Origin of the sequence: Pseudoalteromonas sp. JSTW (assembly GCF_013423925.1) — a bacterium.
Taxonomy (GTDB): Bacteria; Pseudomonadota; Gammaproteobacteria; order Enterobacterales; family Alteromonadaceae; genus Pseudoalteromonas; species Pseudoalteromonas lipolytica.
Genome location: NZ_CP058972.1, coordinates 824261 through 839259 on the forward strand (window position 1 = coordinate 824261; position 14999 = coordinate 839259).

Below are 14999 nucleotides of genomic sequence, written 5' to 3' on the forward strand. Positions count from 1 at the left end.
CGCTTTAAGCTAACTAAAGTAATACTTCCAACATGGAAAAAATAATCCAAGTTCGTCCCCGTGTCGATGACTCATACCTTCCTCAACACTTACATCCCGTTATTAAGCAAATTTATGCCTCGCGCCAGGTAAAAGATGCCAATGAATTAGATAACAGTGCAGCGACCCTGCATGACTTTAAATTATTTAAAGACATAGACAAAGCCGTATTATTACTGCAACAGGCACTCGCAGAACAACAGCGAGTATTAATTGTCGGTGACTTCGACGCCGATGGTGCAACCAGTACGGCCACTTTAATGCAAGGCTTGGCCATGTTTGGGTTTAACAACCTTGACTATTTAGTGCCTGATAGGTTTAGCCTTGGTTATGGCTTAAGCCCCGCACTGGCGGCGCAAATTGTTGAAATGAAGCCTGAGCTGGTTATTACAGTGGATAATGGTATTTCGTGCATTGATGGCATTGCGATTGTGAAGCGCGCCGGTATTAAGGTACTGGTTACAGATCATCATTTACAAGGGGATACGCTGCCTAATGCAGATGCTATCGTGAACCCTAACCGCCATGATTGTCAGTTCCCATCTAAATCGATTGCCGGTGTAGGCGTGGCATTTTATTTATTAATTGCGCTGCGCAGCCACTTACGCGAACAAGGGGCCTTTGAGCATAGTACAATGCCAAACCTTGCTGAGTTACTTGATATTGTCGCCCTTGGTACGGTGGCTGATGTCGTTGCGCTTGATGCTAATAATCGTACGTTGGTTCACCAAGGATTAGCACGTATTCGCAGTGGTAAAACTCGTCCGGGAATAAGCGCTTTAATTGAAGTGGCTAATCGAAATGCGGCACGTTTAAGTGCCAGTGACTTTGGCTTTTCATTGGCTCCTCGCTTAAACGCTGCAGGGCGTTTAGATGACATGAGCTTAGGCATCGCGTGCTTGTTATCAAACGACATAAATCAAGCTCGCCGTATTGCCAGTGAACTCGACAGCCTTAATCATGAGCGCCGCGAAATAGAGCAGGGCATGCAGGTTGAGGCGCAGGCCGTGCTCGATCGCCTTGCCTTTAAAACCGACGCTATCCCCGATGCGATTTGCTTGTATCAAGCTGACTGGCATCAAGGGGTAATTGGTATATTAGCGGGGCGTTTAAAAGAGAAATATCACCGGCCTACGATTATTTTTGCCGCGGGCGATAACGGTGAAATAAAAGGCTCATGTCGTTCAATTGAAGGTCTGCATATGCGTGACTTACTTGAACGAGTGAATACTCTACACCCACACTTAATCAGTAAGTTTGGGGGGCATGCAATGGCAGCCGGCTTGAGCATTAATGAGCAGAGTTTTCCCGAGTTTAAAGCTGTGTTTGAGCGTATGGTCACCGACACACTGACCGATGAGCATAAACAAAGTATTTTGTTGACCGACGGCGAGTTGCCAAATGAGTGTTTTTCGATGGAGTTTGCCAACCTGTTAAAAAATGCAGGGCCATGGGGACAGCAATTTCCCGAGCCGGTATTCGAGCACCTATTCGAGATTATTCAACAACGTATTGTAGGTGAAAAGCACTTAAAACTCGTGTTAAAGCATCAATCTGGACGTTTGGTTGATGGTATTGCATTTGGTGTCGATGTGCGTGCCTGGCCCGATACCGAAGCACGCTATGTTAAAGCTGCCTACCAACTCGATATAAATGAATTCCGTGGCAAATTCTCGTTACAACTGATTATTCGAGAGCTACAAAAAGCGACATAAAAATATCGCTATAATCGACATAAAAGGCTAATAAAACGCTCGGTTTTTTGTTAAAATCGGGCGTTTTTAATATTTGTAGATATTTTACCGTAATTCATCTTGAGAGCTGTGCGCGGTAAATCAGCCATTTTGGAGTAATGTACATGTTTGAAGTGAATCCTGTGATTAATCAAATCAAGGAAATTCGCGAACGTACTGAACTGCTTCGGGGGTACCTTTGACTACCCTCTTAAAAAAGAGCGGTTAGAAGAAGTTAACGCAGAACTTGAAGATTCAGCAGTGTGGAATGAGCCTGAGCGTGCTCAAGCCCTTGGCCGTGAAAAGTCGGCATTAGAAGCTATCGTTGAGACCATTGATAATTTAGTGGCCGGTACTGAAGATGTTGAAGGCTTAGTTGAACTTGCTGTTGAAGCCGAAGATGAGGAAACCTTTGCTGAAGCCGAGGCTGAATTAGCCGATTTAAATGCGCAACTAGAAAAGCTTGAGTTCCGTCGTATGTTCTCAGGTGCCCATGACCAAAACGACGCGTACTTAGATTTACAATCGGGTTCTGGCGGTACTGAAGCGCAAGACTGGTGTAATATGCTACTGCGCATGTATTTACGTTGGGGTGAAGCGAAAGGCTTTAAAGTTGAGCTTGTTGAAGCAACCGACGGTGATGTGGCTGGTATTAAAGGGGCGACAGTTCGCTTTGTTGGCGAATATGCATATGGCTGGTTACGAACTGAAACGGGTGTGCACCGTTTAGTGCGTAAAAGCCCGTTTGATTCAAGCGGTCGTCGTCATACCTCGTTTGCGTCTGCTTTCGTGTACCCAGAAATTGACGATAATATTGAAATTGATATTAACCCCGCCGACTTACGTATTGACGTATATCGCGCGTCGGGTGCGGGTGGTCAGCACGTAAATACCACCGAATCAGCAGTACGTATTACGCATTTACCAACCAATACGGTTGTGCAGTGCCAAAATGAGCGTTCGCAGCATAAAAATAAAGACCAAGCAATGAAGCAGTTAAAAGCGAAATTGTTTGAGCTTGAGTTGCAAAAACAAAATGCCGAGAAGCAAAGCCAAGAAGATGCAAAATCAGACATTGGCTGGGGAAGTCAAATTCGTTCATACGTGCTTGATGACTCGCGCATTAAAGACTTACGAACGGGCGTTGAAAACCGCAATACTCAAGCGGTTCTTGACGGCGATTTAGATAAATTTATTGAAGCCAGCCTTAAATCTGGCCTATAACCACCAAGCTAAAAAAGAGCTAAAAAATGACTGATCAAATCCAAGACGAAAATAAGTTAATCGCTGAGCGTCGCGGCAAATTAGACGCTATTCGCGAAAATTGCCCAGCCAACGGTCATCCAAACCAATTCCGTCGTGAACATTACACGGCTGATTTGCAAGCTGAGTTTGGTGATAAATCGAAAGAAGAATTAGTTGCTGAGCAACATGTAGTTTCAGTAGCAGGTCGTATCCTTGCTAAACGTGGTCCTTTCCTTGCGTTACAAGACATGAAAGGTCAAATTCAAGCATACGCATCAAAAGACGTACAAAAAGAATTAAAAGCAAAATACGGCCAACTTGATATCGGTGACATCATCGGTGTTAAAGGTGCGCTAAATAAATCAGGCAAAGGCGATTTATACGTCGAAATGACTGAGTATGAGCTACTGACTAAGTCACTGCGTCCATTACCAGAGAAATTTCATGGTCTATCAGACCAAGAAACAAAATACCGTCAACGTTATGTTGATTTAATCACCAATGAAGCGACGCGTGAGACATTCCGTATTCGTTCAAAAGTGGTAGAAGGTATTCGTCGTTTCTTAGCAGACCGTGATTTCATGGAAGTTGAAACGCCTATGCTACAGGTTATCCCTGGTGGTGCGTCTGCACGCCCATTCGTAACGCATCACAATGCACTTGATATCGATATGTATTTACGTATTGCGCCAGAGCTTTACTTAAAACGTTTAGTTGTGGGTGGCTTTGAGCGTGTATTCGAAATCAACCGTAACTTCCGTAACGAAGGTTTATCGACGCGTCATAATCCAGAATTCACGATGATTGAGTTCTACCAAGCATACGCTGATTACATCGACTTAATGAACATCACTGAAGATATGCTACGTACAGTTGCAACAGATGTATTGGGTTCACCAATCGTTGTTAACACAACGAAAAACGAGCATGGCGACGTAGTTGACTCTGTAGAGTATGACTTTGGTAAGCCTTTCGCACGTTTAACAATGAGCGAAGCTATCCTTAAGTACAACCCTGACTTTGATGCGGCTGTATTTAATGACCCAGAAAATCATTTTGAAGAGCTTAAAGCGTATGCGAAGCAAGTTCACGTTAAAGTACCTGAAAACTGTGTATGGGGCCCAGGTAAGTTCTTGTGTGAAATCTTCGAAGAGACTGCAGAGCATAAGTTAATTCAACCTACATTTATTACGGCATACCCTTGGGAAGTGTCGCCACTGGCTCGTCGTAACGATGAAAACCCATTTGTTACTGACCGTTTTGAGTTCTTTGTAGGGGGTCGTGAGCTTGCAAATGGTTTCTCTGAGCTAAATGATGCACAAGACCAAGCAGAACGTTTCTCTCGTCAAGTTGAAGAGAAAGACGCGGGTGATGATGAAGCAATGCACTACGACGAAGACTACATTCGTGCATTAGAGTACGGCTTACCGCCAACAGCAGGCGAGGGCATTGGTATTGACCGTTTGGTGATGCTATTTACAGACTCATCAACGATTAAAGACGTTATTTTATTCCCTCATATGCGTCCGCAAGCTGATTAATCAGTACTAAGACTCTAATAAACGCCGCTTTTTAGCGGCGTTTTTATTATCGGAAATTTCTGATTTTAAACGTTGAGCTCTGTGACTACTGATTTATAATTAATTGATAAAAAAAGAAATACTGATTAAGTCTGCGTTGTTGTTGTAGTAAAAGTGTTAAACATCGCCTTTTGTTCGTAATTACAGTGGTGTTTTTTTAATACGAGTATGAGAACATTGTACAAATGTCGTTCAACGTATTAGTGGACTTAATTATAATGACAAAAAAGCCTGTGCAGTTGCAGACAGACACCAGTAAAAGCGATGAGCAACGTGAAGCTTTTTATCGTGCCTGCATCGCCGAGTTTCAACAACTAGGCTATCAGGATCAATATTTAGCAGAAATAACCGATGAGCATATCCCATTAACGGGCATCGATTCGTTCAGACAAAAAGCAAAACCGGTCAAAGGCTGAGCAAAAGTTTGTTGTTTTTACCCGTAGTGGACAATCTATAACCATCTGTGCGATTTTCCTTGAAAAGTGTTTGACATATTTTCTGAAATCTTTATTATACGCCCCACAAGACGGAGAGGTGGCCGAGTGGCCGAAGGCGCTCCCCTGCTAAGGGAGTATAGGGTTTGTAGCTCTATCGAGGGTTCGAATCCCTCCTTCTCCACCATTTTTTAAATGGTTATCTTGTAAAGTAAAGAATGGGCGCATAGCTCAGCTGGATAGAGTACCTGGCTACGAACCAGGCGGTCGGAGGTTCGAATCCTCCTGCGCCCACCATCCTTTACTAACATCAAAATGTGGGCGCATAGCTCAGCTGGATAGAGTACCTGGCTACGAACCAGGCGGTCGGAGGTTCGAATCCTCCTGCGCCCACCACTTTTGAAAAGTCTTAGTGAGACTTAAACTAACTAGAATAGAATGTGGGCGCATAGCTCAGCTGGATAGAGTACCTGGCTACGAACCAGGCGGTCGGAGGTTCGAATCCTCCTGCGCCCACCACTTTCTATACATTCATACAGCAATGTAAGAAAGCATAAACCGACAAACTGTCGGTTTTTTTGTGTTTAAACGACACCGTCATTGCAAGACGTAAATAAGCAGAACTATTGCGGACGCGTAGCTCAGCTGGATAGAGTACCTGGCTACGAACCAGGCGGTCGGAGGTTCGAATCCTCCCGCGTCCGCCACTTTCACTCTGAAAGTGACATAAACCGACGAAAGTCGGTTTTTTTGTGCCCGAAATCCGCAGCCGCAGTATTACAGTATATTTATTCTTCTTAACAATATGCTGCTTCACCTTTTAATCAATATTGACCTATTATTTACATTTAGCATGTAAAGGGTACAATTTGCTAATACAATAATAATTAAATTAATTTCCTTTGCGTTTACTCCACTTTTTATATATCTGTTGCTTTGCTGTTTTTTCTGTTGCTGCGCAAAGTGAGTCAACGGCGGCTCGTTCAATACAATTAAGCTCACAGCAGATCCAAGCTCTCAATTTTGAGTTTCTTCCTAAAGACGACTGGCAATTTAGTACCTTTAGAGAGTCTGTGTTTAATTCATCGATGTTGGTGTTAGAGGTGGGTGATAAGCAGGCTCCTCCGCTATTATTAGTGCATGGATTGGGCGTATTGGGTATGCAAGACTGGTTTAGTATTATTCCTGAGCTTAGTAAAAACTACTATATAGTTGCTATTGATTTGCCAGGGTTTGCGCATTCACAAAGCCCTGATGGTCGATACTCACCACGCAATTATGCGAAAGTTTTGGCTGAGGTTGTCGATTATTACATGACAAAACCTCCCTCGGTTGTCGGCCATTCTATGGGGGGCGCTGTGAGTTTATATTTTGCTGGTAAGTATTCTGAAAAGCTCAATAAATTGGTGTTGGTCGATGCTGCAGGTATCCTACATAAAGTCGCCTTTATTAAGCCTATTTCTAATGTGCCTAAACCCAATAGTAAGCTACCCGCATTTATCTCAACGAAATTAGCACAGCTAAACGACTTTACAACAGGGCTTATCGAAGAAGGCGCGATTGACTCTTACCTTAGTGAGTTATTACAGCGCAGCGACGGAGCTTGGAAGCTAGTGATGGGTGATACGCCTAATATGAATGCTGCGCTAAGTTTAGTAGAAGAAAATTTTAGCTATATTGTCGCAAACCTCACAACCGAAACCCATATAATATGGGGGGAAAGCGATGCGATTGCTCCGCTGCGTACCGCAAAAGTATTAAATAGCCAGCTTGCAAACAGTGAATTAGCAGTTTTGCCCGGTGTCGGTCATGTTCCTATGAAACAAACGCCCTTGGCATTTTTGGCCTTGTTAGATAAAGCATTAACAGGTGCTATTCAGGATGTCACATCCGGAAAGGTTACTGATAAACAAATCGCGACCTTTCACTGTGAAGATCAACATAGTCGAGAATTTACGGGACATTATCGTCATATGATTATTGAAGATTGTCACAACGTGCTGCTTAAAGATGTGGTTGCTGAATCAATTCGTATTAAGGATTCATTGGTTAGGCTTGAAAATGTCACACTGGCGGGCGCTGAGCTTGCGTTAAATATTAAGCGCTCCGTGGTTGAGTTAACCAATGTATCAATCGATGCTGAACGAGCGATAAAACTTAACGAAAGCCGTTTTGATGGTGCTGGGGTCATGATTAACGCATCTAAGCATGCTATGAGCGTCGTTGATGATAGTAATATCATTTTTTCGTTAAGTACGATTAATAGCCCGCTTTATCAAGGTTTGGCACATGATGCCATCGAAGCAGAAAAAGGAATTGTCGATGCACGTTTTAAATCGAGTCACACTCACTAAACTCGTAACTTGCTCTGTATTAAGTATCGCTTTATTAAGTGCATGTAAGTCAACAAAATCAGAGCATCAACAATATACTGAGCTGCAACGTAGTTTTAGTTATGAAGCCTACTCGGGTGTATCTGATACCAGTGTAGATACCATTGCTTATGGTTATAAGACTCTACAAAAAGAGCGATTAAAACAGGTTGGCGAAATTGAACCAACACTGACCCATGCTATGATGAGCTATATTCTTAGCATGGGATTAAGCAATGACTTTGCCATCGCCGAGAGCGATCTAGCGCTAGCAAAAGCCATTGATATACGGGGAAAGTATTTAGCTTATAGTGCTCAGTCACTGGCATTTTATAATAAAGGTTGGCGAAAAATGGCGAAGCAGAAAGCCGATTTCATTCGTACCGACCCACTTTTTAAAACGGTTAGTCAAAGTTACCCGAAAGAGCAGCTGATTTCATATCTGATCATAGGTAGTGTTGCTGTTCGTGATGGTGACTTGGCAACGGTGCAAAATATGTTTTATGTGATTGGTGAGCAAATTGAGAAGCCGTGGTTGCCCAGTTTAGCGAAGGCGATCACTGTGACACTAAACGGTTCTATGCTTGAATCACTGGTTATGCTAAAAGATATCAGTACTGATCCGTCTTTAAATGCGTATGAACAAGCGAAAATTTCTGAACTAATAGGAATTGCTGGCAGTAAGTTAAGTGATAAGAACAAGCGCCAGCAAATAACTCGCATTACTGACGACTTTTTCCTCGACCGCATCAAAGATAACAGTGTATCGCTTTACCGTGACCTAATCACTAACTTGCAAAAGTACACAGACCAGGTTCTCTAAAAGAGTAAACTGACGTTGAATCTAAGCGTACGTGGCTCTATGGGGTGGTAGTGATTATCTTCTATTCCCCCTGCGGGCTCAGTCGGTAAGCGTGATGCATAATAGTAATCGATATCATGATCACTGCTATCGAATAGATTAAGTAGCTCTAAGCCGACTTTCCAGTGAGTATGTTGGTAACTAACTAAACCGTTAACGACGGTCAAAGGCTCTGAACGTTGACTGCCATCATCATTGAGCATGCGTTTACCTATATGGCGAAGACGCAACGATGTTTGCCATTGCTCTGTTATGTGCCAGTTTACCCCAGCACTGGCAACTACTGGCACAGCCCCTTCAATGCGGTCGTTCTGGCTATCTATGTCTAGGCGTGAATGTGTAAACGATGCTTCAGCATCAAGGCTAAGTGTCTCGGCTAGCCAATAGTAAGCGCTTAGTTCTAATCCGTAACGTGTTGATGCATCACTGGCTTCAGTATTGCCTGCATCACCAACAAAGAGGAGTTCTGAGTCAAGTGAAAGCCACCACAGTGCCGCTGAAAAGTTAAAGTGCTTTTCATCAAAGTAGCGCATGCCCAACTCAGCACCATTACTTTTAACCAGCAAATCAACGGTATCAGTGGCTGCAAGGGTTACAGGGTCTTGTTGAATTGTTGCGCCGCGTGCATCGTTAGAATGAAACGATTGCCCCCAGTTGGCATAACCCGCTACGTTCTCGTTGAATAAATAAGTTAGGCTTGCTTTGAAACCGAGTAAATCGTCATTTGCATCGCCTGAATTTAGGTGATTATCGCTGTTAACGCTCGCATCAATATAGTCATAGCGTACGCCTACAGTGGCCTCTAATTGAGGGCTCATAGTAAGTTGGGTTTGCCAATAAGCAGCGTAACTTGTTTCGTCAACACGGTCTTCACGTACGGTTGATAAGTAATTTCTCGACTGTGTGTTATACAGTCCTACGTTATCAATGTTATCGTTACGAAGTTCAACACCTACATCATGATTCAGTAAAATAGAGCCTAAAACATCCGAAAATTGATAACTGATTGCCCCGCCAGACACCGTACGATTATCACGTTGATTAAATTGGTCGCCATTAACAGGATCATTAAGAAAATACGAGAAATTAGAATACAAGTTCAGTTTGTAATCAATTACATAGGCATTAGCTGTGAGGTGTTCGTTTTGCCAATTAGCCGATAAGCTATAGCGACTAGAGCTGCCACCTAATGTGGTGTCCAAAGAGCCCAGCGATGAAATGATACCTTGATCAACGGCGCGTTGCGGAATTTGGTCAGCCGAATTCCACGTATTATCATATGCCATAGCACTGATGGATAGGTTACCGTGCTTAGACTCATTAACGAAACGAAGGAGGGCGTTCTTTTTATTTACACTTTCTTTAATGTCTTGCCATGGCCCGTCGTAACCTTGCCATTCTGTGGCGCCAATAAGTTTACTATTACCAAGTGGAATGCTGCCTAAAGCAACCGCGCGTAAATAGTTATCCTCACCAATAGTGAAATCTAACTGTTGATGCTTTGGGTTATCTGTCAGGTGAAAGTAGGCGCTGCCCGCAGTTGAAAAGTCACCTTGCTTTGCATCGTAACTGCCTTTTTGATAACTGACTGTGGCAATCGTTTCGGGAATAATAAAGTTCAAGTCTGTATAGCCTTGACCATGTCCATGGCTGCGCATATTGATTGGCATACCATCAATATTGGTTGAAAAGTCTGTACCATGGTCAAGGTTAAAACCACGAATAAAGTATTGATTTGCTTTACCTGAACCACTGTGTTGAGTAACGGCCATACCAGGGATTAACTCAAGTAGCTCTGTGCTTCTGAGCATGGGTCTATTTTCAATCTCACCTTGGCCAATAATGCCACTTGAGGCGCTGATTGATTCACCGATTAAGCCAGAGCGGTGGCCATATACGGTAATTTTTTCAATATTAGCAAATGCGCCACCAGAACAGCTTAGACAGCCCGCAATAAAGCATAACTTTTTCATTTTATAAATCCCTTTTCTATTTGGTATTAAAAGTATATACGCGTAAGTCATTTTTTTGGATGCAGAATAGATGAATCGTAATAAAGCTGAGTTAATTTGCTTCATGGGAAATTTGTGTTAAATTTAATAAAATATTCCAAAAATAAAAATAAGTGGGAATTTTATTTTATGCACACCATGCGTTTACGCTCTCTCAATTTTACGCTGTGTAGTAGCCTTTTTCTGTTAGTTGGCTGTCACGCGAATAACCCCGTGGACACAATGATTGACGAGCAGTTTTTTGCCGAAGTGATGATGGCACCTGCAATCATGCCACGTGATTTAAATAATACCGGTTGTTTAAGTCTCGCTAATAATGGGACTGGAAAAGGCTATAAAAGTGCTGACCAAGTGGCTTATCAGCAACCTGATTGGCAGTCTCGAATTGCCGCGGATTGGCAATATTTTTCTCCGTCTCAACAGCAAGGAAAATTGCTTGTTATTGATTATCAGGTAAGAGGCGGGGCACTTGCTTACCGTTACTTAAGTGATGGCACGCACAATGAGCTTTATGAGCCATGGAGCTCATCAAAGATTCAAGCCTTCACAGGTGCTGTCGCTACCGTGAGAAAAGATCAGCCTAAATTAGGTGCGCACGCACTGGCTGGTGATACTCCCTTGGCTGATTTAATTAGTAGCGTAAATAGCTATGAGCCATTTGGAAAAGCGGATGGCAATTCAAATGCAATCGCGAGTTATTTTATTAATGTTGCTGGGCGCAATACATTACAAAGCTTCTTTTATAATGACTGGTTAAAGCTCAAAACCCCTGGTTTATTATTTAATGGTGCCTATGGCGGTGAGCAGTTTATGCCATCTGATGAATATTGGCATGACCCTGCACACCCAGAACATGATGCAAAGATCAGCCATTACAAAGCAAATCGTGATGATCCTGGTTATTTAAGTTACCGTTGTGATAACTGCGGTTTAACGGGTAATAAGGCAATGACTACCTTGGCACAAGCTGAATGGTTAAAACGCCTTGTTAGTCACGACCGTGAACCCAGTACCCGTATGCCGTATTTGCAAAGTAGCGATGTAGATGTACTCCTTAATGGCACAGGTCATAGCGAACAACAGGCTGGCGGAGGTGGTATGATGATTGGCATCAGTCATCTTGTGACTAATGCACTTGCAAAAGCGATTGCACCCAATGATACACGCTCGGCAAAAGAAGTACTTGATACCGCGACAAATGGGCAGTGGCGAGTGTGGCAAAAAATCGGCTGGGGCCCAAGTGAAACTCGCTCTGCGACCGAAACGGTTATGCTCGCTCATGTTTGCTTGGGGCAAATTAATGGCGGTCGCGAGTTTACCTTGAGTATTCAGCAAGCAACCCCTGGTGCAGAGGAAGCCCACTTGCCAAAAGTCGGCAAGCTAATGCAGCAAAATTTGCAGGCAGCTTTTACAAAACTATTAGATTCACGCGCTCAATAAGTATTAAGGAACACACATGCGTCGTTCAATTATCGCTTTATCAATTAGCCTAGGTGTTGCCTTTAGCTCACCTATGCATGCCGAAGGGTGGCAGTCAGATGTGATAGCCGTCACTCAGTCACAGTTGTCACCTAGTTATTGGTTGCAGCAAGGCGCATCAGCAAAAATGCTCATGACAAATGCGCAAATTCAGGCGTTTAACGATAAGTTAATCAAAGAAAATAAGTACATTGTTGATCCACTGTCATTTCAAAAATCGCTGTCTAAAGCCGAACTCATTAGCTTAATTAATCAAGCCAGCTCAGTGCCAAAAAGCCCACGCTTTTTTACTGACGGACGTCAATTAACAGCGAAAGATTTTGCTAAATATCAGGCAAATTTAAATATTAATAAGGTCGCGAGTACTAACTTAGTTCGCTTTGGTGTGGTGGTGAAACGTACGTCATTACGGACCTTTCCAACGTGGGATCGGGTGCTCAACAGTGGCTTAGATCACGACCTAGATCGCTTTCAAGAAAGTGGCATGTTTCCGGGAGAGAGTGTCGCTGTCTTGCATCAAAGCGCGGATAAAAAGTGGCTTTTAGTGCGTGCTTATAACTATTTAGCGTGGACGCCCGCTGAGGATATTGCTTTTGCCGATGCTGATAAAATTAAAGCGTACCGAGACCAAGAAAACTTTTTAGTCATCACTGGCGCTAAAGTGCACACTGCTTATGTGCCTAATGATGATGCACGCTCAGAAGTTCAGCTTGATATGGGGGTGCGTTTACCCCTTGTTGATAACGAGCAAGTTCCTTACTTACTGAATGGGCAAAATACTTATGCCAGCCATATTGTGCAATTACCAACGCGCGATGAAAATGGCCAATTAGCCATAAAGCCAGCAATGATCAGTAAAACCGCAGATGTAAATATCGGTTACCTCGCCTACACCGAACAAAACCTGATTAAGCAAGGCTTTAAGTTTTTAGGTGAGCGGTATGGATGGGGGCACGATTACAATGGCCGAGATTGCACTGGTTTTGTGGGAGAAATTTATAAAAGTTTTGGTTTACTCATGCCACGTAACTCCGGTCAGCAAGGGAGCAGTGAATACGGTAAAAATAGCCGCTTTGATAAAAATGCCAATGAAGCGTCTAAATTATCTGTGGTTAAGAATATGGCAATTGGTGATTTAATTTATATTCCAGGTCATGTGATGATGTATTTAGGTGAACACCAAGGTGAGCCGTACGTAATTCACGACGTGAAAGGGCTTGGCTACAACAAAGGCGATGGTAGTTTTTACAGCAGTGCTCTAAATGGGGTATCGGTTACTCCATTATTGCCGTTAAGACTCTCGCAAGAAACCAGCTATTTAGACCGTGTGTACAACATTAAACGTATTCGCTAGAGGCCTGTATGAAAATTAAAGCAATTCGTTTTGCAAAGCTCAAAGTGCCATTAGTGACCCCATTCAAAACGGCGTTGAGAGAAGTTAGTTTTATAGAAGATTTAGTGGTGATCATCGAGACTCACTGCGGCCAGATTGGTTATGGTTCAGCAGCATCAACCCCAGTTATTACAGGGGATACTCACCAAGGCATGATAAGCGTTATTAAGCAGTTTATTGCGCCGAAATTATTGGGCCTAGAAATAGAAAATATTAATCAGCTCACCCATATTATACAAACGACAGTAGTCGGTAATAGTAGCGCAAAAGCGGCGCTAGAAATTGCTGTTTATGATTTATGGGGCAAGCTTTATAAAGCGCCGTTGTATAAATTACTCGGTGGCGGGCAGTCAGAGCTTAAAACAGATATCACTATCAGTGTTGATAATATCGATAAGATGCTCAGCGACTGCCAGCTCGCAGTTGATCAAGGTTTCGATGTATTAAAAGTTAAAATCGGCAATAACCTGAACCAAGACATTGAGCGTGTTAAAGCAATTTATGCGGGCTTTGCAAGCAAAGCACTCTTGCGTCTTGATGTTAATCAAGGCTGGAGTGCTAAGCAAACAGTGCAGGCCTTACAGCAACTAGAACACGCCGGAGTCGTGCTTGAGCTTGTAGAGCAGCCTGTTAAAAGTAACGACATCCAAGGACTAAAATACATTACTGATCGTGTTAATACACCGATTATGGCCGACGAGAGTGCTTTTTCTCCTCAGCAGGTTATTCAGCTTTTAGAGCTTGGCGCCGTTGATATTATTAATATTAAGCTGATGAAAACCGGTGGGTTGAGCCGTGCGATTGAAATAGCCAATATCACTGCGCAGTATCAAGCGCAGTGTATGATTGGCTGTATGCTTGAGGGCAGTATTGCTGTGGCGGGAGCTGCACATTTAGCATCCGCAAAAGCCCAACAAATTAGTAAAATTGATTTAGATGGTCCTGCCCTTGGCCAGTATGATCCGGTGCAAGGTGGGGTTGAATTTAATGGCCCGCAGATCACGCTTTCGGATGCCCCAGGTCTTGGTATTGAATCAATCAACGGTCTTGAACTGATAACAAATGGAGTGTGGCCAGAATGAAAAAAATCTTTAGTTTTGTTGCAGCAATGAGTTTAACCGCCTGTGCAAGCTCGCAGCAGTACACGCCTGTGATTGATAATACACATCAACAATTAGTTGTGGTTGTAGCCAATGACAGTGACGCAATTGATGCGACGCTTTATCGCTTTGAAAAAAAAGGACGACAATGGCAACAACAAGGTGATCAACACGCTGTTGTGCTTGGGCGTACTGGGCTTGCTTGGGGTGTTGGCTTACATCCAGCGCAAGCTGGTTTGCAAAAACAAGAGGGGGATGGCAAAGCGCCAGCGGGTATCTTTGAACTAGGTACTGCATTTGGTTACTTAGACACATTACAAACGAATCTTAGCTATCAAGCTATGACTGCTAACGATTACTGCATTGATGTAAAAGGGTCTCCTTTTTACAACCAACTCGTTGATAAGTCAGAAGTGGGAGACGCTGCGGTAAAAAGCTCATCTGAATGGATGCGCCGTGATATTTATAGCCAAGACGACTTATATAAAAAGGGGATCGTGGTAAAGCACAATCCTTACAATGTCGATGGGGCGGGCAGTTGTATTTTTATGCATTTATGGCGTGCGCCCAGTAAACCAACGGCAGGATGTACAGCGATGACCGAAACCGATATGGATACCTTATTAGCTTGGCTTGATGAGCGTAAAAAACCATTATTGGTGAGTTTAACTAAGCAGCAATATCAGCAAAAACAAAGTCAGTGGCAATTGCCGGTACTGGAAAATTAAAAATAATAAAATAAAAGTATTT

Annotated in this window: 11 protein-coding genes and 5 tRNA genes; 15 read left to right on the top strand and 1 reads right to left on the bottom strand. The window is 43.1% G+C overall.

Annotation, left to right across the window (positions count from 1 at the left end; genetic code table 11):
* Positions 1-32 precede the first annotated feature (32 nt).
* The 11 genes from recJ (at position 33) to GZH31_RS03905 (ending at position 8226) form a co-directional block, all read left to right on the top strand.
* Positions 33-1754 (top strand): single-stranded-DNA-specific exonuclease RecJ, encoded by a 1722-nt coding sequence (gene recJ, locus GZH31_RS03855; protein ID WP_180311395.1) that lies wholly within the window; start codon positions 33-35, stop codon positions 1752-1754.
* Positions 1755-1897: 143 nt separating this feature from the next.
* Positions 1898-2996, top strand: a protein-coding gene (gene prfB, locus GZH31_RS03860; RefSeq protein ID WP_118844059.1) for a peptide chain release factor 2 whose coding sequence is annotated in 2 segments (ribosomal slippage) — positions 1898-1972 and positions 1974-2996 — 1098 coding nt in all. Because the reading frame shifts where the segments join, the coding sequence is not laid out codon by codon here.
* A gap of 26 nt (positions 2997-3022) precedes the next feature.
* The gene (gene lysS / locus GZH31_RS03865; RefSeq protein WP_036970557.1) at positions 3023-4558 is read left to right on the top strand and encodes a lysine--tRNA ligase; all 1536 of its coding nucleotides are present in this window, start codon (positions 3023-3025) and stop codon (positions 4556-4558) included.
* Positions 4559-4815: 257 nt separating this feature from the next.
* Entirely contained in the window at positions 4816-5013 is a 198-nt protein-coding gene (locus GZH31_RS03870) for a hypothetical protein (protein ID WP_118844781.1), read from the top strand.
* Between the two features lie 112 nt (positions 5014-5125).
* A tRNA-Ser gene (locus tag GZH31_RS03875) sits at positions 5126-5218 on the top strand.
* A 33-nt stretch (positions 5219-5251) separates the two neighbouring features.
* Positions 5252-5328: transfer RNA gene (locus tag GZH31_RS03880), tRNA-Arg, on the top strand.
* A gap of 22 nt (positions 5329-5350) precedes the next feature.
* Positions 5351-5427, top strand: a tRNA-Arg gene (locus GZH31_RS03885).
* A gap of 46 nt (positions 5428-5473) precedes the next feature.
* Positions 5474-5550 (top strand) — tRNA-Arg (locus GZH31_RS03890).
* 111 nt (positions 5551-5661) lie between these two features.
* A tRNA-Arg gene (locus GZH31_RS03895) sits at positions 5662-5738 on the top strand.
* A 195-nt stretch (positions 5739-5933) separates the two neighbouring features.
* Positions 5934-7385, top strand: a complete 1452-nt coding sequence (locus tag GZH31_RS03900; protein WP_180311396.1) for an alpha/beta fold hydrolase — start codon at positions 5934-5936, stop codon at positions 7383-7385.
* Positions 7354-8226: a hypothetical protein gene (locus GZH31_RS03905; protein ID WP_180311397.1), complete on the top strand. Its 873-nt coding sequence runs from the start codon at positions 7354-7356 to the stop codon at positions 8224-8226. Before GZH31_RS03900 ends, GZH31_RS03905 begins: the two co-directional genes overlap by 32 nt.
* Here GZH31_RS03905 and GZH31_RS03910 read toward each other — a convergent pair.
* Complete coding sequence (locus GZH31_RS03910; RefSeq protein WP_180311398.1) at positions 8223-10238, bottom strand: TonB-dependent receptor; 2016 nt, start codon at positions 10236-10238, stop codon at positions 8223-8225. The two genes, GZH31_RS03905 and GZH31_RS03910, sit on opposite strands and share 4 nt — an antisense overlap.
* A gap of 252 nt (positions 10239-10490) precedes the next feature.
* Here GZH31_RS03910 and GZH31_RS03915 point away from each other — a divergent pair, with 252 nt between their 5' ends.
* The 4 genes from GZH31_RS03915 to GZH31_RS03930 are packed head-to-tail and all read left to right on the top strand — an operon-like array spanning position 10491 to position 14977.
* The gene (locus GZH31_RS03915) at positions 10491-11717 is read left to right on the top strand and encodes a hypothetical protein (protein WP_180311399.1); all 1227 of its coding nucleotides are present in this window, start codon (positions 10491-10493) and stop codon (positions 11715-11717) included.
* A gap of 16 nt (positions 11718-11733) precedes the next feature.
* Positions 11734-13110, top strand: coding sequence for an SH3 domain-containing protein (locus tag GZH31_RS03920; protein ID WP_180311400.1), 1377 nt, complete (start codon positions 11734-11736; stop codon positions 13108-13110).
* An 8-nt stretch (positions 13111-13118) separates the two neighbouring features.
* Complete coding sequence (locus tag GZH31_RS03925; protein ID WP_065978430.1) at positions 13119-14231, top strand: mandelate racemase/muconate lactonizing enzyme family protein; 1113 nt, start codon at positions 13119-13121, stop codon at positions 14229-14231.
* The gene (locus tag GZH31_RS03930; RefSeq protein WP_180311401.1) at positions 14228-14977 is read left to right on the top strand and encodes a L,D-transpeptidase; all 750 of its coding nucleotides are present in this window, start codon (positions 14228-14230) and stop codon (positions 14975-14977) included. The genes GZH31_RS03925 and GZH31_RS03930 overlap by 4 nt, the downstream gene beginning before the upstream one ends.
* Positions 14978-14999: the final 22 nt, after the last annotated feature.